The following is an 18,120-nucleotide window of genomic DNA, read 5'->3' as shown; positions in this document are numbered from 1 at the left end:
TCATGGAACGTATCGATCATCCATTGCCGTGGAGCCACTTGGGCAGCGAACGCCATGTATCGGTGTTTCGCTTCGGCAGCGGCGAGCGCAAGGCCTATATCCAGGCCAGCCTGCACGCTGACGAACTGCCGGGGATGCGCACCGCCTGGGAGCTGAAAAAGCGCCTGACCGAGCTCGAAGCCCAGGGCGCATTGAATGGTGTGATCGAGCTGGTACCGGTGGCGAACCCGCTGGGCCTTGGTCAACTGTTGCAGGGTAGCCATCAAGGGCGTTTCGAGTTTGGCAGTGGCAAGAACTTCAATCGGGATTTTTTCGAGCTGAGCGAGCCGGTGGCTGCACAGCTGCAAGGGTGCCTGGGTGATGATCCGCACGCCAATATCAAACTGATCCGGTTGGCCATGGTCGATGTGCTGGCGGCACTGCCGCCGGCGGCCAGTCAGTTGCAAGGTATGCAGCGAGTGTTGCTCAGCCATGCCTGCACGGCGGATGTGGTGCTCGATCTGCATTGCGATGCCGAGGCCGCGCTGCACATGTACGCCTTGCCACAACACTGGCCGCATTGGCGCTCGTTGGCTGCGCATTTGAATGTGCGGGTCGGTCTGCTGGCGGAAGACTCCGGCGGCAGCTCCTTTGATGAGGCCTGTTCGCTGCCGTGGTTGCGCCTGTCTCGACTGTTTCCACAGGCGCAGATCCCATTGGCCTGTCTGGCGACGACCCTCGAGTTGGGTGGTCAGGCCGATACCGGTCGCCCGCAAGCCGAGGCGCACGCTGAAGGCATTCTGGCGTTCCTTGCCGAGCAAGGCTTGATTACTGGTGTTTGGCCGGCCCCGCAGCAGCAAGCGTGCGAAGCCATGCCGTTCGAAGGCACTGAGTTGCTGTTTGCGCCGCATCCTGGCGTGGTGAGCTTTCTCCTCCCGGTGGGTAGCTGGGTCGAAGTGGGCGAGCCGGTTTTTGAAGTGATTGATCCTTTATCCGATCGGGTCAGCACCGTGTGTGCTGGTACGGCTGGTGTGTTGTTTGCCATTGAACGGCTACGTTACGCCCAACCCGGTTTCTGGCTGGCCAAGGTGGCGGGGCGCGAAGCGCTGCGTCACGGGCGCTTGCTTAACGACTGACTGACTGTTTTTGTGAGAACCGACCGCATGTACAAGCTTGAAGTCCAAGACCTGCATAAACGCTATGGCAGTCACGAAGTGCTCAAGGGCGTGTCCCTGGCAGCTCAGGCTGGTGATGTGATCAGCATCATCGGCTCCAGTGGCTCCGGCAAAAGTACTTTCCTGCGCTGCATCAACCTGCTCGAGCAACCTCACGCGGGCAAGATTCTGCTGAACAACGAAGAGTTGAAGCTGGTATCGAACAAGGACGGCGCGCTGAAGGCCGCCGATCCGAAACAGCTGCAGCGCATGCGTTCGCGACTGTCGATGGTGTTCCAGCATTTCAACCTGTGGTCGCACATGACCGCGATGGAAAACATCATGGAAGCGCCGGTGCATGTGCTCGGTATGTCCAAGGTGGAGGCCCGGGAAAAAGCTGAGCATTACCTTGCCAAGGTCGGCGTTTCCCATCGTAAGGACGCATACCCGGGCCACATGTCCGGTGGTGAGCAGCAGCGTGTAGCGATTGCCCGCGCGCTGGCGATGGAGCCGGAAGTCATGCTGTTCGACGAACCGACTTCGGCGCTGGACCCGGAGCTGGTGGGCGACGTGCTCAAGGTGATGCAATCGCTGGCTCAGGAAGGTCGGACCATGGTGGTGGTGACTCACGAAATGGGCTTCGCTCGCGAAGTGTCGAACCAGTTGGTGTTCCTGCACAAAGGTCTGGTGGAGGAATGCGGCAATCCGCGTGAAGTGCTGGTTAATCCGCAATCCGAACGTTTGCAGCAGTTCCTGTCGGGCAGCTTGAAGTAATACCGTTTAACGCTCCCGTTGTGCACCGAATTAGGTCATGCTGCGCACCGCGCGCCGGATGGTCTAATTTGGTTGCTGCCGCCTTCGGCTTTTAACACTGTTTTCGTTTCGGATTGCACGCCATGACTGCCCATCGAATTGGTTTCCTGATTTGGCCCAGCACTAAAGCCTTGACGCTGGCGCTGGCTGAGGAGGCCTTGCGTGTTGCTCAGCGCGTGCATCCGGATGTTGTTTACGAACTCTCGTTTCTGCAGGCCGAAGTGCCAGCCGAAGGGGCCTGGCAATTGCCGGGTGAGCCTTGGGTCGGGAAGCTCGAAGGTTTTCAGAAGCTTTTTCTGCTGGCGGATGAACCGCCGACATCGCTTGCGCCGGCGCTCAGCAGTGCACTCAAACAACTGGTACGCGCAGGGTGTGTGATCGGTGGTTTGTCTGCCGGTGTCTACCCGCTGGCGCAACTGGGCCTGCTCGATGGTTACCGCGCCGCCGTGCACTGGCGCTGGCAGGATGATTTTGCCGAGCGTTATCCGAAAGTCATCGCCACCAGCCATCTGTTCGACTGGGATCGCGATCGCTTGACCGCTTGCGGCGGGATGTCGGTGCTGGATCTGCTGCTGGCCGTGTTGGCTCGTGATCACGGCGCCGAGTTGGCGGGCGCCGTGTCCGAAGAGTTGGTGGTGGAGCGGATTCGCGAAGGCGGCGAGCGTCAGCGCATTCCATTGCAGAACCGCCTCGGTTCCAGCCATCCGAAGCTCACGCAAGCGGTGTTGCTGATGGAGGCGAACATCGAAGAGCCGCTGACCACCGACGAAATCGCGCAGCACGTGTGCGTGTCCCGTCGACAGCTGGAGCGGATCTTCAAGCAGTACCTCAACCGCGTGCCGAGCCAGTATTACCTGGAACTGCGCCTGAACAAGGCCCGGCAGATGTTGATGCAGACCAGCAAATCGATTATCCAGATCGGTTTGTCCTGTGGCTTCTCCTCGGGGCCGCACTTCTCCAGCGCCTACCGCAACTTCTTCGGCGCCACCCCGCGCGAAGACCGCAACCAGCGCCGTAGCAGCAGCCCGTTCGAATTGTCGTCGGTGCCTTCAGAGCGCGGCTGAGTTTCAAGCTCTGTTGTGTCTTTGATATAGCTATCGCGAGCAAGCTCGGCTCCTACAGGTATTGCGGGACTCTTGTAGGAGCCGAGCTTGCTCGCGATGAGGCCATCACCAGCACCACACCTCCCAACCCTGTGCAAATCAAATTCCCCAACCCAGCCGCAAATCCTCGCAAGCAGTTTAAACTGCGCCTTTGCGACGCTATTTGTCGCATTGCCATAAACCCGGCTAAAACCGGGTTTGGCGCTATAAGAAGTTGTCGCTTGGCGGCAAGGCCAAGCTGAAAACTGTCCTTACAATCCCCCCATCGCTCGCCAGTTTCAGGCGGGTGTTCCTCTTCAGGAGACTCCGATGTCCGTTGAGCATGCTCCGGTGCAACGCGCCGATTTCGACCAGGTAATGGTTCCCAACTACGCGCCTGCTGCTTTCATTCCTGTGCGCGGTGCCGGCTCCCGAGTCTGGGATCAGTCGGGTCGTGAGCTGATCGATTTCGGTGGTGGAATCGCGGTTAACGTATTGGGCCATGCGCACCCGGCGCTGGTCGGTGCCTTGACTGAACAGGCGAACAAACTGTGGCACGTGTCCAACGTGTTCACCAATGAGCCGGCCTTGCGCCTGGCCCATAAGCTGATCGACGCTACCTTTGCCGAGCGCGTGTTCCTCTGCAACTCCGGCGCCGAAGCCAACGAGGCCGCCTTCAAGCTGGCCCGTCGTGTTGCTCACGACCGTTTCGGCCCGGAAAAATACGAAATCATTGCCGCGCTGAACAGCTTCCACGGTCGTACGCTGTTCACCGTGAACGTGGGCGGTCAGTCGAAGTACTCCGACGGCTTCGGCCCGAAGATCGTTGGCATCACTCACGTGCCGTTCAACGATCTGGCAGCGCTGAAAGCCGCGATCTCCGACAAGACCTGCGCCGTGGTGCTGGAACCGGTTCAGGGCGAGGGCGGCGTATTGCCGGCCGAGCTGGCTTATCTGCAGGGCGCCCGCGAGCTGTGCAATGAGCACAACGCGCTGTTGGTGTTCGACGAAGTGCAAACCGGCATGGGCCGCAGCGGCGAGCTGTTCGCCTACATGCATTACGGCGTGACCCCGGACATCCTGACCAGCGCCAAGAGCCTGGGTGGCGGTTTCCCGATCGCGGCAATGCTGACCACCGAAGAACTGGCCAAGCACCTGGTGGTCGGTACTCACGGCACCACTTACGGCGGCAACCCGTTGGCTTGCGCTGTGGCGGAAGCAGTGATCGACGTGATCAACACACCAGAAGTGCTGAACGGCGTCAAAGCCAAGCACGACAAGTTCAAGACCCGTCTGCAGCAGATCGGCAAGCAATACGGCCTGTTCACTGAGGTTCGTGGTCTCGGTCTGTTGATCGGCTGCGTGCTGAGCGATGCCTGGAAAGGCAAGGCCAAAGACGTGTTCAACGCAGCAGAGCGTGAAGGTTTGATGATTCTGCAGGCCGGCCCGGACGTGATTCGTTTCGCGCCAAGCCTGGTGGTTGAAGATGCCGATATCGAGCAGGGCCTGGAGCGTTTCGAACGCGCCGTGGCAAAACTGACTCAAGCCTGATCCCGCGGCCCTGTAGGAGCCGAGCTTGCTCGCGATAGCGGTCTGACGTCCAACATTGATGTCGACTGTTATGCCTCCATCGCGAGCAATCGAGCGTCGACCGGCTGCTCCTACAGGGATCTGATTCAGGCCGTGGTACTCCCTCAACGCCTATTCTTGTAGTAAGCGTTGAGCCAAATTCCTGTGCCGGGCCTGCCCGGCATTTTTTTCCCCGAGTTGGCACTTTTGCCGACCTGTTTTTCAGTAAGGAGTGACACCATGCTGGTGATGCGCCCCGCGCAAATGGCTGATCTGGGCGAGGTACAGCGTCTGGCTGCGGACAGCCCGATTGGTGTCACGTCCCTGCCGGATGATATCGAACGCCTGAGCGACAAGATCGCCGCGTCCGAAGCTTCGTTCGCCGCCGAAGTCAGCTTCAACGGTGAAGAGAGCTACTTCTTCGTTCTCGAAGACACGACCACCGGCAAACTGGTCGGCTGCTCGGCGATCGTTGCTTCGGCCGGTTACTCCGAGCCGTTCTACAGTTTCCGTAATGAAACCTTCGTTCACGCCTCCCGTGAACTGAAGATTCATAACAAGATTCACGTGCTTTCCCAGTGCCATGACCTGACTGGCAACAGCCTGCTGACCAGCTTCTATGTGGTCCCGGAGCTGGTGGGTTCGCCGTGGTCGGAACTCAACTCCCGTGGTCGTCTACTGTTTGTCGCCAGCCACCCGGAACGTTTCGCTGATTCGGTCGTGACCGAGATCGTCGGTTACAGCGACGAGAATGGCGATTCGCCGTTCTGGGACGCCATCGGCCGTAACTTCTTCGACCTTAACTATGCTGCCGCCGAGCGTCTGTGCGGGCTGAAAAGCCGGACCTTCCTCGCTGAACTGATGCCGCATTACCCGATCTACGTGCCGCTGCTGCCCGATGCCGCTCAAGAAGCGATGGGGCAGGTGCATCCGCGAGCGCAGATCACCTTCGACATTCTGATGCGCGAAGGCTTCGAGACCGATCACTACATCGACATCTTCGATGGTGGTCCGACCTTGCATGCCCGTGTTTCCGGGATTCGTTCGATCGCTCAGAGCCGTGTAGTACCGGTGAAAATCGGTGAAGTCGCCAAGGGTGGCGGGCGTCAGTACCTGGTATCCAACGCACAACTGCAGGATTACCGAGCGGTAATGCTGGAACTGGACTACGCGCCGGGCAAACCGGTGACCCTGGATCTTGAAACGGCCGAAGCCCTGGGCGTCGGCGAAGGTGCCAGCGTGCGCCTGGTGGCGGTTTAACGCCTGCTGCCATGCCGATAAAGAGTGCCTGGAAAGAATCCTGGAAAGCAGTGAGTTTCGCGGGTGGCGCCACACGCCACCTGTTTGAGGAGATAGCATGATCGTTCGTCCCGTACGCAGCAGCGATTTACCCGCTCTGATTGAACTTGCCCGCAGCACTGGCACCGGCCTGACCACCTTGCCGGCCAACGAAGAGCGCCTGGCGCATCGGGTCGGTTGGGCGGAAAAGACTTTTCGCGGCGAAGCGTCACGCGGTGACGCGGACTATTTGTTCGTGCTCGAAGATGACAACGGTCGCGTCGTGGGCATTTCCGCGATTGCCGGTGCGGTTGGCCTGCGCGAGCCCTGGTACAACTTCCGGGTCGGTCTGACCGTCAGCGCTTCCCAGGAGCTGAATATCTACCGCGAGATCCCGACGCTGTTCCTGGCCAACGACCTGACCGGCAACTCCGAGCTGTGCTCGTTGTTCCTGCATGCCGATTACCGCAGTGGCCTCAACGGCCGCATGCTGGCCAAGGCGCGGATGCTGTTTATCGCCGAATTCCCGCAGCTGTTCGGCAACAAGATCATCGCCGAAATGCGCGGTGTGTCCGACGCCGCCGGGCGCTCGCCGTTCTGGGAAAGTCTGGGCCGGCACTTCTTCAAAATGGAATTCAGCCAGGCTGATTACCTGACCGGCGTGGGCAATAAGGCGTTCATCGCCGAGCTGATGCCAAAGTTCCCGCTGTACACCTGCTTCCTCTCCGAGGGCGCACGCAATGTGATCGGCCAGGTTCACCCTGACACCGAACCGGCACTGGCGATGCTCAAGAGCGAAGGCTTCAGCTATCAGGGTTACGTCGACATCTTCGACGCCGGCCCGGCCGTGGAATGCGAAACCGGCAAGATCCGTGCAGTGCGCGACAGCCAGGCGCTAGTGCTGGCCATCGGCACCCCGGGTGACGACGCTACGCCATTTTTGATCCACAACCGCAAGCGCGAAGACTGCCGGATCACTGCTGCTCCAGCACGTCTCGCGGCGGGCACTCTGGTGGTCGATCAGTTGACTGCCAAACGCCTTAAACTCAATGCGGGCGATCAGGTACGTGCTGTGCCGTTGTCGGCCCAGCCAGTTTCTCGGGAGTCGAAATAATGAGTACGCTTTACATCGCTGGTGAATGGCTGGCAGGTCAGGGCGAAGCCTTCGAGTCGCTGAATCCGGTAACCCAGCAGGTCTTGTGGTCCGGCAATGGCGCGAACGCCGCGCAAGTCGAGTCTGCCGTGCAGTCGGCTCGCCAGGCGTTTGCGGCCTGGGCCAAGCGTTCACTGGAAGATCGGATCGGTGTGCTGGAGGCCTTCGCCGCCAGCCTGAAAAACCACGCCGACGATCTGGCCCGCTGCATCGGTGAAGAAACCGGCAAACCGCTGTGGGAGTCGGCCACCGAAGTCACCAGCATGATCAACAAGATCGCCATCTCGGTGCAAAGCTACCGTGAGCGTACCGGCGAGAAGAGCGGCCCATTGGGCGACGCCACCGCCGTATTGCGCCACAAACCACATGGTGTGGTCGCGGTGTTCGGCCCGTACAACTTCCCGGGTCACCTGCCGAATGGGCATATCGTTCCGGCACTGCTGGCCGGTAACTGTGTGTTGTTCAAGCCAAGCGAGCTGACCCCGAAAGTCGCCGAGCTGACGGTCAAGTGCTGGATCGAAGCCGGTTTGCCGGCTGGCGTGCTGAACCTGCTGCAAGGCGCTCGCGAAACCGGGATCGCCCTGGCGGCCAATCCGGGTATCGACGGCTTGTTCTTCACCGGTTCCAGCCGCACCGGCAACCACCTGCATCAGCAGTTCTCCGGTCGCCCGGACAAGATCCTGGCGCTGGAAATGGGCGGCAACAACCCGCTGGTGGTCGATCAGGTCGCTGACCTCGACGCTGCGGTCTACACCATTATTCAGTCGGCCTTCATTTCCGCCGGTCAGCGTTGCACCTGCGCCCGTCGTTTGCTGGTGCCGCAAGGCGCCTGGGGCGACACGCTGCTGGCGCGCCTGGTGGCGGTCAGCTCGACGATTGAAGTCGGCGCCTTCGATCAGCAACCGGCACCGTTCATGGGCTCGGTGATTTCCCTTGGCGCCGCCCGTGCGTTGATGGAAGCTCAAGAGCACTTGCTCGGTAACGGCGCCGTGGCGCTGCTGGAAATGACTCAACCGCAGGCCCAGGCGGCCTTGCTGACACCGGGCATTCTCGATGTGACTGCGGTCAGCGAGCGTCCGGATGAAGAGCTCTTCGGTCCGCTGCTGCAAGTGATCCGCTACGCTGACTTTGAAGCTGCGATCGCTGAAGCCAACGACACGCAATACGGTCTTGCGGCAGGTTTGCTGTCGGATTCCGAGGCGCGTTATCAGCAGTTCTGGCTGGAAAGCCGCGCCGGTATCGTCAACTGGAACAAGCAGCTGACGGGGGCTGCGAGCAGCGCACCGTTCGGTGGCGTGGGTGCCTCGGGCAACCATCGCGCCAGTGCTTACTACGCGGCGGATTACTGCGCGTACCCGGTAGCCTCGCTGGAAACACCGAGCCTGACGTTGCCGACGGCGTTGACGCCCGGCGTGAAGCTTTCGTAAGACGCCTCTGGCGTCTTATCGCGAGCAAGCTCGCTCCTACAGGTTCAATGCAATCCATGTAGGAGCGAGCTTGCTCGCGATGACCGCGAAGCGGTCGAATCAAATATATAACAACAGATTTTCGTGGAGCCTCGCTGATGAAATCCTATGAAGTCAATTTCGACGGTCTAGTGGGGCCGACCCATAACTATGGCGGTCTGTCCTACGGCAACGTTGCGTCCCAGAGCAACAGTCAGCAGTCCTCCAATCCCAAGGAAGCGGCGCTGCAAGGCCTGGCGAAAATGAAAGCGCTGATGGAAATGGGCTTTCAACAAGGCGTCCTGGCTCCGCAAGAACGCCCGGATGTGGCCGGCCTGCGTAAGCTGGGTTTCAGTGGCAGCGATGCTCAAGTAATCGAGCAAGCCGCCAGGCAGGCAATGCCATTGCTGGTCGCCAGCTGCTCGGCCTCGAGCATGTGGGTGGCCAACGCCGCCACGGTCAGCCCGAGCGCCGATACTGCAGACGGTCGCGTGCATTTCACCGCCGCCAACCTGAACTGCAAATACCACCGCAGCATCGAACACCCGACCACCAGCCGCGTGCTGGGGGCAATGTTTGCTGATCAGAAGCACTTCGCCCATCACGCCGCGTTGCCGGCAGTGGCGCAGTTCGGTGACGAAGGCGCGGCCAACCACACACGTTTCTGCCGTGAATACGGCGAGGCCGGTGTCGAGTTCTTTGTGTTCGGTCGCAGTGCGTTCGACACCCGTTACCCGGCCCCGCAAAAGTACCCGGCACGCCAGACCCTGGAAGCATCGCAAGCGGTCGCGCGCCTGCACGGCTTGAGCGATGACGGTGTGGTCTATGCCCAGCAGAACCCGTCGGTGATCGATCAGGGCGTGTTCCATAACGACGTGATCGCGGTGGGCAACGGCGAGGTGCTGTTCTATCACGAGGATGCGTTCCTCGACACCGAGCCAATGCTTGCTGAGTTGCAAGCCAAGCTGGCCAAGCGCGGCGGCAATTTCAAAGCGATCTGCGTGCCGCGTTCCCAGGTGTCGGTAGAAGACGCCGTGCGTTCGTACCTGTTCAACAGTCAACTGCTGTCGCGCGCCGACGGTTCGATGCTGTTGATCGTGCCGCAAGAGTGCCAGAACAACGACCGCGTCTGGCAGTACCTGCAAGGCCTGACCGGTTCTGGTGGTCTGATCCGCGAAGTGAAAGTCTTCGATCTCAAGCAGAGCATGCAGAATGGTGGCGGCCCGGCGTGTCTGCGTCTTCGCGTCGCACTGAATGAAACCGAGCTGGCGGCGGTCAACCCAGGGGTTATCATGACCGCGCCGTTGTACGGCACGCTGACCCAATGGGTCGACAAGCACTACCGCGACCGTCTGAGTGAAACTGATCTGGCGGACCCGCAATTGTTGCTTGAGTGCCGGACGGCACTGGATGAACTGACGCAAATCCTTAAACTGGGCGCGGTTTATCCATTCCAGATCAATTGAAAGCCCACGCCCGGCTCAAACAGCGCCGGGCGTGCAGCTTTATCCCAGATGAGAGCGTAATAATGAGCGATACCCTGCAGCTGATCCTTGAAGACACCGACGGCACTCAGCTGGAAACCTCCTGCACCCGCGTTGCGGTGATGTGGCAAGGCAAAGAATTGTGGATTCAGCACGACGGCCGCGGCCAGTTGCTGATCGGTGTAGATGTTGAAGAAGGCGACGCTGAGTACGCCAACCTGCTGTTGCGTCCATTGGCGACTAATCTGGTAAGTCTGCAACTGGAAATGGAACCGGCCGAAATCGGTGACGAAGACCACGTGCACGGCCCGGATTGCGCACACGACCATTAAGGAAATCGCTCTATGCTCGCCCTCGGCAAACTGCTTGAACTGACCCTCGCCGGCCGCGAACCGGCGGAGAAGACTCAACTGACTGTCGAAGGCGTGCGGATGCGCTGGCTGAGCGAAGGTGCGCTGGAAGTCCGGCCGCCCGAGGCTCGCGACAATGGCCTGGATCTGCTGTTGTCAGCCGGTATCCACGGTAACGAGACAGCGCCAATCGAGCTGCTCGACCGTCTGTTACATGAAATCGCCCGTGGTGAGTTGAAACCACGCGCACGCATTCTGTTCCTGTTCGGCAACCCCGACGCCATGCGTCACGGCGAGCGTTTTGTCGACCAGGACGTCAACCGGCTGTTCAACGGCCGTCACGAACTGACGAGTGGTTCGGAAGCCTTGCGCGCTTGCGAGCTGGAGCGTCTGGCAGCGAGCTTCTTCAACCTGCCGGATCGCAGCCGTTTGCACTACGATCTGCACACCGCGATCCGCGGCTCGAAGATCGAGCAATTCGCGCTGTATCCCTGGAAGGAAGGTCGCCAGCATTCACGCCAGGAGCTGGTTCGCTTGCGCGCCGCCGGTATGGAAGCGGTGCTGTTGCAGAACAAACCCTCCATCGTTTTCAGTTCGTACACCTACGACAAGCTCGGTGCCGAGTCCTTCACCCTCGAGTTGGGCAAGGCCCGGCCGTTCGGGCAGAACCAGGGGGTTAACGTCGAACGCCTGGAAACCCGTCTGAAGCAGATTATCGAAGGCAACGAGCCGTCGTTGGCGGACGAAGGGTTGAACGGCTTGCAGCTGTTCAGCGTGGCGCGGGAAATCATCAAGCACAGCGATGCATTCCACCTGAACTTACCGGCGGATATCGAGAACTTCTCGGAGCTGGAAGTGGGTTATCTGCTGGCCGAGGACATCGCCCAGACGCGCTGGATCGTCGAAGAAGAGGGCGCGCGGATCATTTTCCCTAACCCGAAGGTCAAAAACGGGCTGCGGGCAGGGATTCTGATAGTGCCAACCACCGCCGACGATCTCGCTTGAATGATCGTTCCCACGCTCTGCGTGGGAATGCCTCACTGGACGCTCTGCGTCCGCTCTGGATTGTGACGCGCAGCGTCACGGGCTGCATTCCCACGCGGAGCGTGGGAATGATCGGTCATCAAGCTTTTGACGCTTAAACCGCTACCGCACGCTGCTCGCTACGACGCAACACACGCGTCTTGTGCAACGTATCGGCACAGGTCTTTGCCGCTTCCTGGCCTTTATGCAGGAAGTGTTCAAAGAAGAACTTCTGATGTTCTTCGCCTGCATGGAAGTGGTGCGGGGTGAGCACGACCGAAAATACCGGCACTTCGGTTTCCAGCTGAACCTGCATCAGGCCGCTGATCACCGACTGGGCGACGAACTCGTGGCGGTAGATCCCGCCGTCCACTACCAGCCCGGCAGCGACGATGCCGGCATAACGGCCGGACTTGGCCAGTAGCTTGGCGTGCAGCGGGATTTCAAAGGCGCCGCCGACTTCGAAGAAATCGATATCACTTTCCTGATAGCCCTGGACGAGCATTTCGGCGACGAAGCCTTTACGGCTCTGATCGACAATATCCTTGTGCCAGCAGGCCTGGATAAACGCGACGCGCTCGCCGTGGTGGCTTTTGCTCTTGCTATCGATTGCGGTGGGTTGCATCTGTTCTGACTCCTGTTTGTGTGAAAAACAGGGCGTTATGAATCGAAGGGGATTTAAGGGTACGTTCCGGTCAATCGTGCAGGTATACGCACGAGTACCTTGAGACGGCCCTTTGGCGCCAATCCCGTTCTCTCTTCATCCGGACTATGACCGTCGGCCCCGGGATCACACCGGGTCTGCTGACCTTGCCGACGCACACTGCCCAAGCTGTTCGTGTCACCAAGCGCTCGCGGGCTATGCGCATTGCGCGCAATTACCGCCGGTGGGGAGTTACACCCCGCCCTGAGAACGTTGCCACCAGGATTTCTGGCGGCGGAGAGTTTTTAACATATATTTCTGAACAGCGCATCGCTGCTTTCTGATGATACGAATCGAATTTTCCGTTGGCTTGAGCAGGCTTTTCTTACCCGAAGCCTTGACTATCGAGTGCGACGACCGCAGTAATCGAGTTCGAAAGGGATTTTCCCGTTTAGTTAGCCGCGACGTTCACGTCCCATTGCCGAGGCCTGTTCCATGAGAGTTATCGATCTTCGTAGCGACACAGTGACCCAACCGACTGCCGGGATGCTCCACGCAATGGCAACGGCCGTCACCGGTGATGACGTGTACGGCGAAGATCCCACGGTGAACCGGCTTGAAGCCGAGCTGGCCAGGCGTCTGGGCTTTGCTCAGGCGCTGTTTGTACCCACTGGCACCATGAGCAACCTGCTCGGGCTGATGGCCCATTGTGAGCGCGGCGACGAATATATCGTCGGCCAGCAGGCGCACACTTATAAGTACGAAGGCGGCGGGGCGGCAGTGCTGGGTTCGATCCAGCCGCAGCCGCTGGAGGTCCAGCCCGATGGCTCGCTGGACCTGGCGCAGGTGGCTGCGGCGATCAAGCCGGACGACTTCCATTTCGCCCGTACCCGCTTGCTGGCCCTGGAAAACACCATGCAAGGCAAGGTCCTGCCATTGGAGTATCTGGCCCGAGCGCGCAGTTTTACCCAGGAACATGGCCTCTCCCTGCATCTGGATGGCGCGCGGTTGTACAACGCAGCGGTTAAACTGGGTGTCGACGCACGGGAGATCACTCAGCATTTCGATTCGGTGTCGGTTTGCCTGTCCAAGGGCCTCGGCGCGCCGATTGGTTCAGTGCTGTGCGGCACGGCCGAGTTGATCGCAAAGGCACGGCGGCTGCGCAAGATGGTCGGTGGCGGCATGCGCCAGGCCGGAACTCTCGCGGCGGCGGGGCTGTATGCGCTGGATCATCAGGTGCAGCGTCTGGCCGATGACCATCTCAACGCCCGATTGCTGGCTGAGGGCTTGCTCGACGCCGGTTATGGGGTGGAGCCGGTGCAGACCAATATGGTTTATGTTCAACTGGGTGACAAAGCCGAAGCGCTGAAAGCCTTCGCCGCTGAGCGTGGGATCAAACTCAGTGCGGCCCCGCGGTTGCGGATGGTCACCCATCTGGACGTCAGTCGCGCACAGATCGAGCAGGTTGTAGCGACTTTTATCGAATTTTCTCGCAACTGACGGTGTTGGTCGTCCAATTGACTGTCTGTATCGTACAAACACACTGTACCTGGTCACTAACGCCGATATAATGCGGCCCTTTGCCGTCGCTCCGTCTTTTGACGTTTTGCACAGGCCTTTGGCCGCAGTCTCCGTGGAAGAACCTAATGAAAAGCGCAGAAATCCGTGAAGCCTTCCTTCGCTTCTTCGAAGAGCAAGGCCACACCCGTGTAGCCTCCAGCTCTTTGATTCCGGGCAACGACCCAACCCTGCTGTTCACTAACGCGGGGATGAACCAATTCAAGGACTGCTTTCTGGGCCAGGAAAAGCGCGCCTACACCCGCGCTGTCAGCAGCCAGAAGTGCGTACGCGCCGGCGGCAAGCATAATGACCTGGAAAACGTCGGTTATACCGCTCGTCACCACACCTTCTTTGAAATGCTGGGTAACTTCAGCTTCGGCGATTACTTCAAGCGTGATGCGATCACCTTCGCCTGGACCTTCCTGACCTCTGTCCTGAACCTGCCCAAGGACAAACTCTGGGTCACGGTCTACGCCAGCGATGATGAAGCCTATGACATCTGGACCAAGGAAGTCGGGGTTCCGGCTGAACGTATGGTCCGTATCGGCGACAACAAAGGCGCGCCGTACGCTTCCGACAACTTCTGGACCATGGGCGACACCGGCCCGTGCGGCCCTTGCACCGAGATTTTCTACGATCACGGCGCCGACATCTGGGGCGGCCCACCGGGTTCGCCGGAAGAAGACGGCGACCGTTACATCGAAATCTGGAACAACGTGTTCATGCAGTTCAACCGCACTGCCGATGGCGTGCTGCACCCGCTGCCGGCGCCGTCGGTGGATACCGGCATGGGCCTGGAGCGAATCAGTGCCGTGCTGCAGCACGTCCACTCGAACTATGAAATCGACCTGTTCCAAAGCCTGCTGAGTGCTTCGGCCAAGGCCATTGGTTGCACCAACGACAGCCAGGCTTCGCTGAAAGTGGTCGCGGACCACATTCGTTCCTGCGGTTTCCTGATCGCTGATGGCGTGCTGCCATCGAACGAAGGTCGCGGCTACGTGCTGCGCCGGATCATCCGTCGTGCTTGCCGTCACGGCAACAAGCTGGGCGCCAAGGGCAGCTTCTTCTATCAGATCGTTGCGGCACTGGTCGCCGAGATGGGCGAGGCGTTCCCTGAACTCACGCAAAACCAGGCGCACATCGAGCGCGTACTGAAAGCTGAAGAAGAGCAGTTTGCCAAGACCCTGGAGCAGGGCCTGAAGATCCTCGAGCAGGATCTGGCCGAGCTCAAGGGCGACGTGGTACCGGGCGATGTGGTGTTCAAGTTGTACGACACCTACGGTTTCCCGATGGACCTGACTGGCGACATCGCCCGTGAGCGCAGCCTGACGATCGATGAAGCAGGTTTCGAGCGCGAGATGGAAGCCCAGCGCGTGCGCGCGCGTTCCGCCAGCTCGTTCGGCATGGACTACAACAGCCTGGTCAAGGTTGATGTGGCCACCGAGTTCACCGGCTACACAGCCACCAGCGGTTCGGCCAACGTTGTGGCTCTCTATAAAGACGGGCAATCGGTCGACGTGTTGAGCGAAGGTGAAGAGGGCGTGGTGGTTCTTGACCAGACCCCGTTCTACGCTGAGTCGGGCGGCCAGATTGGTGATTGCGGGTTCTTGATGACCAGCACGCAGGCCGGTGTTGCGCGCTTCGATGTGCGCGATACCACCAAGACCGGTGGCGCGTTCCTGCACCACGGTGTGTTGGCTTCGGGCAGCTTGACCGTCGGTGCGCCGGTGCAGGCTCAGGTCGATGCAGACGTGCGTCATGCCACTTCGCTGAACCACTCCGCGACGCACTTGCTTCACGCCGCTCTGCGCCAGGTACTGGGCGAGCACGTGCAGCAGAAAGGTTCGTTGGTCGACAGTCAGCGCCTGCGCTTTGACTTCAGCCACTTCGAAGCGATCAAGCCAGAGCAGTTGAAAGCCCTGGAAGACATCGTCAACCACGAAGTGCGTAGCAACACCGAGGTCGAAACCGAAGAAACCGATATCGAAACCGCCAAGCAAAAAGGCGCCATGGCGCTGTTCGGCGAGAAGTACGGCGACAGCGTGCGCGTGCTGAGCATGGGCGGTGATTTCTCCGTCGAGCTGTGCGGCGGTATCCACGCCAATCGCACGGGCGACATCGGCCTGCTGAAAATCATCAGCGAAGGCGGTGTGGCCTCTGGCGTTCGTCGTATTGAGGCGGTCACTGGTGCTGCGGCGCTGGCGTATCTGAACGCCGCTGATGAACAACTCAAGGAAGCCGCGAGCCTGGTCAAAGGCAGTCGCGACAACCTGATCGACAAACTGTTGTCTGTGCTTGAGCGCAACCGTCTGCTGGAGAAACAGCTCGAGCAGTTGCAGGCCAAGGCCGCGAGCGCTGCCGGTGATGACTTGTCGGCACAGGCGTTGGACGTCAAGGGTGTGAAGGTGCTGGCCGTGCGTCTGGACGGTCAGGACGGCAAGGCGTTGTTGGCCTTGGTCGATCAATTGAAGAACAAACTCGGCCGCGCAGTGATCCTGCTCGGCAGTGTGCATGAGGAAAAGGTCGTTCTGGTTGCAGGCGTGACCAAAGACCTGACTGGCCAACTCAAAGCCGGTGATTTGATGAAGCAAGCCGCTGCGGCAGTGGGCGGGAAGGGCGGCGGTCGTCCGGACATGGCGCAAGGCGGCGGTATCGACGCCAGCGCGCTGGATGCCGCACTGGCCCTGACCGTACCGTTTGTAGAGCAGGGTATCTAAGGCTCCAAGCCGGGCCCGTCGTCTAGTGGCGGGCTTCGGACCTGCGTAGTTTGAATGATTAATGGGGGCCCTTCATGGGCTGAGGCGGCTTTGAAATGGCTTTGATCGTACAGAAGTTTGGAGGCACCTCGGTCGGCACTGTCGAGAGAATCGAGCAGGTCGCTGACAAGGTTAAGAAATTCCGCGAAGCCGGTGATGACCTGGTGGTTGTGCTGTCCGCGATGAGTGGCGAAACCAATCGCCTGATCGATCTGGCCAGGCAAATCAGTGGCGACAACCAACCGGTTCCCCGTGAACTGGATGTGATTGTCTCCACCGGTGAGCAGGTGACGATCGCACTGCTGGCCATGGCGCTGATCAAGCGCGGCGTGCCGGCGGTTTCGTACACCGGTAATCAGGTGCGGATTCTGACCGATAGCGCGCACAATAAAGCGCGCATCTTGCAGATTGATGACCAGAAGATTCGTGGTGATCTGAAGGCCGGTCGCGTGGTTGTGGTCGCCGGTTTCCAGGGCGTCGATGAGCACGGCAACATCACGACCCTCGGTCGTGGCGGCTCCGACACCACTGGCGTGGCTCTGGCCGCAGCCTTGAAGGCTGATGAGTGCCAGATCTACACCGACGTGGACGGCGTCTACACCACCGACCCGCGAGTCGTGTCTTCGGCTCAACGCCTGGACAAGATCACCTTCGAAGAGATGCTGGAAATGGCCAGCCTCGGTTCCAAGGTGCTGCAGATCCGTGCGGTCGAGTTTGCCGGCAAGTACAACGTTCCGCTGCGCGTCCTGCACAGCTTTAAGGAGGGTCCGGGTACCCTCATTACTATTGATGAAGAGGAATCCATGGAACAGCCGATCATTTCCGGCATCGCCTTCAACCGCGATGAAGCCAAGCTGACCATCCGTGGTGTGCCAGACACCCCGGGCGTAGCCTTTAAAATTCTCGGCCCGATCAGCGCCGCGAACATTGAAGTCGACATGATCGTGCAGAACGTGGCGCACGATAACACCACCGACTTCACCTTCACGGTTCACCGCAATGATTACCAGGCGGCTCAGTCGGTCCTGGAAAACACTGCGCGTGAAATCGGTGCGCGTGAAGTGGTGGGTGATACCAAGATTGCCAAGGTGTCGATCGTCGGTGTGGGCATGCGTTCTCACGCAGGTGTCGCCAGCCGCATGTTCGAAGCGCTGGCTAAAGAAAGCATCAACATCCAGATGATCTCGACGTCGGAAATCAAGGTTTCGGTCGTCATCGAAGAGAAGTACCTGGAACTGGCTGTGCGCGCTCTGCACACGGCTTTCGAACTCGACGCGGCGGCCCGACAGGGCGAGTGACGCGTTGCCCGAAGGGCGCGGTTATCCGCGCCCTTCGTTTTTTGATCGGTGCGACGGAAAACTGTTCTTTTGCTCGTGCTAGTCAATACTTAGGCATGCAGGGCTGCGACCGTTCTGGTTGTAGGTCGAGTGCCTTTTTTTTGCAGACTGTTGTCCCTGAACTGAAATGCGTGAGGAGAAAGGTATGCTGATTCTGACTCGTCGGTGCGCAGAAAGCCTGATTATTGGTGATGGCGAAATCACTGTGACCGTGCTCGGCGTCAAAGGAAATCAAGTGCGCATTGGTGTCAACGCACCCAAAGAGGTGGCGGTTCACCGTGAGGAAATTTACCTGCGTATAAAGAAAGAGAAGGACGAAGAACCAAGCCATTAATTTTTATCGTTTTTTATGTTTGCAAACGGGGAAAAGGTTGGTTAAGATACGCCCCGTGTTGCGGAGAGGTGGCCGAGTGGCCGAAGGCGCTCCCCTGCTAAGGGAGTACACCTCAAAAGGGTGTCGGGGGTTCGAATCCCCCCTTCTCCGCCATTATTTA

At 59.6% G+C, this 18,120-nt stretch carries 15 protein-coding genes, 1 tRNA gene and 1 riboswitch; of the genes, 15 read left to right on the top strand and 1 reads right to left on the bottom strand.

From position 1 onward, the window contains the following. Nucleotides 1–2: 2 nt before the first annotated feature. From AC07W5_RS27905 to astE, 10 genes are all read left to right on the top strand, one after another. On the top strand, nucleotides 3–1,115 hold the full coding sequence (locus tag AC07W5_RS27905; RefSeq protein WP_495024704.1) for a succinylglutamate desuccinylase/aspartoacylase family protein: 1,113 nt from the start codon (nucleotides 3–5) through the stop codon (nucleotides 1,113–1,115). Nucleotides 1,116–1,142: 27 nt separating this feature from the next. Next, nucleotides 1,143–1,907 carry an ABC transporter ATP-binding protein gene (locus AC07W5_RS27900; RefSeq protein WP_494992730.1) on the top strand — a complete coding sequence of 255 codons (765 nt, stop codon included), beginning with the start codon at nucleotides 1,143–1,145 and terminating at the stop codon, nucleotides 1,905–1,907. A 122-nt stretch (nucleotides 1,908–2,029) separates the two neighbouring features. Next, nucleotides 2,030–3,010: a transcriptional regulator ArgR gene (gene argR / locus AC07W5_RS27895; RefSeq protein ID WP_495011536.1), complete on the top strand. Its 981-nt coding sequence runs from the start codon at nucleotides 2,030–2,032 to the stop codon at nucleotides 3,008–3,010. Nucleotides 3,011–3,358: 348 nt separating this feature from the next. After that, a complete protein-coding gene (locus AC07W5_RS27890; RefSeq protein ID WP_495011537.1) occupies nucleotides 3,359–4,579 on the top strand; it encodes an aspartate aminotransferase family protein in 1,221 nt (406 codons plus the stop codon). Between the two features lie 258 nt (nucleotides 4,580–4,837). Further along, complete coding sequence (aruF, locus tag AC07W5_RS27885) at nucleotides 4,838–5,857, top strand: arginine/ornithine succinyltransferase subunit alpha (protein WP_494992733.1); 1,020 nt, start codon at nucleotides 4,838–4,840, stop codon at nucleotides 5,855–5,857. Nucleotides 5,858–5,954: 97 nt separating this feature from the next. Beyond that, nucleotides 5,955–6,989 (top strand): arginine N-succinyltransferase, encoded by a 1,035-nt coding sequence (astA, locus tag AC07W5_RS27880; RefSeq protein WP_494992734.1) that lies wholly within the window; start codon nucleotides 5,955–5,957, stop codon nucleotides 6,987–6,989. Continuing rightward, on the top strand, nucleotides 6,986–8,455 hold the full coding sequence (gene astD / locus AC07W5_RS27875) for a succinylglutamate-semialdehyde dehydrogenase (protein WP_495024737.1): 1,470 nt from the start codon (nucleotides 6,986–6,988) through the stop codon (nucleotides 8,453–8,455). Before astA ends, astD begins: the two co-directional genes overlap by 4 nt. Nucleotides 8,456–8,592: 137 nt before the next feature. Continuing rightward, entirely contained in the window at nucleotides 8,593–9,939 is a 1,347-nt protein-coding gene (gene astB, locus AC07W5_RS27870) for an N-succinylarginine dihydrolase (protein WP_495011538.1), read from the top strand. 62 nt (nucleotides 9,940–10,001) lie between these two features. Further along, nucleotides 10,002–10,289, top strand: a complete 288-nt coding sequence (locus tag AC07W5_RS27865) for a hypothetical protein (protein ID WP_007943895.1) — start codon at nucleotides 10,002–10,004, stop codon at nucleotides 10,287–10,289. A 12-nt stretch (nucleotides 10,290–10,301) separates the two neighbouring features. Next, a complete protein-coding gene (astE, locus tag AC07W5_RS27860) occupies nucleotides 10,302–11,312 on the top strand; it encodes a succinylglutamate desuccinylase (protein WP_494992736.1) in 1,011 nt (336 codons plus the stop codon). A 133-nt stretch (nucleotides 11,313–11,445) separates the two neighbouring features. Here the strand turns inward: astE and AC07W5_RS27855 are convergent, their stop codons facing one another. Continuing rightward, on the bottom strand, nucleotides 11,446–11,955 hold the full coding sequence (locus AC07W5_RS27855) for a 6,7-dimethyl-8-ribityllumazine synthase (RefSeq protein ID WP_494992737.1): 510 nt from the start codon (nucleotides 11,953–11,955) through the stop codon (nucleotides 11,446–11,448). A gap of 122 nt (nucleotides 11,956–12,077) precedes the next feature. Next, nucleotides 12,078–12,249: riboswitch (FMN riboswitch) on the bottom strand. Between the two features lie 219 nt (nucleotides 12,250–12,468). Between AC07W5_RS27855 and ltaE the strand changes: the two genes are divergently transcribed. The 5 genes from ltaE to AC07W5_RS27830 all read left to right on the top strand — a co-directional run bounded on the left by ltaE (nucleotide 12,469) and on the right by AC07W5_RS27830 (nucleotide 18,113). Continuing rightward, on the top strand, nucleotides 12,469–13,473 hold the full coding sequence (gene ltaE / locus AC07W5_RS27850; RefSeq protein ID WP_495024703.1) for a low-specificity L-threonine aldolase: 1,005 nt from the start codon (nucleotides 12,469–12,471) through the stop codon (nucleotides 13,471–13,473). A 146-nt stretch (nucleotides 13,474–13,619) separates the two neighbouring features. Beyond that, nucleotides 13,620–16,250, top strand: a complete 2,631-nt coding sequence (alaS, locus tag AC07W5_RS27845) for an alanine--tRNA ligase (RefSeq protein WP_494992739.1) — start codon at nucleotides 13,620–13,622, stop codon at nucleotides 16,248–16,250. Between the two features lie 95 nt (nucleotides 16,251–16,345). After that, nucleotides 16,346–17,587 carry an aspartate kinase gene (locus tag AC07W5_RS27840; RefSeq protein ID WP_494992740.1) on the top strand — a complete coding sequence of 414 codons (1,242 nt, stop codon included), beginning with the start codon at nucleotides 16,346–16,348 and terminating at the stop codon, nucleotides 17,585–17,587. Between the two features lie 184 nt (nucleotides 17,588–17,771). Further along, on the top strand, nucleotides 17,772–17,960 hold the full coding sequence (csrA, locus tag AC07W5_RS27835) for a carbon storage regulator CsrA (protein ID WP_002554426.1): 189 nt from the start codon (nucleotides 17,772–17,774) through the stop codon (nucleotides 17,958–17,960). A 62-nt stretch (nucleotides 17,961–18,022) separates the two neighbouring features. Next, nucleotides 18,023–18,113 (top strand) — tRNA-Ser (locus AC07W5_RS27830). The last annotated feature ends 7 nt before the right edge of the window (nucleotides 18,114–18,120 follow it).

Source organism: Pseudomonas sp. GW821-FHT01E05 (genome assembly GCF_059422425.1).
This window is presented reverse-complemented; position numbering and strand designations above follow the sequence as displayed.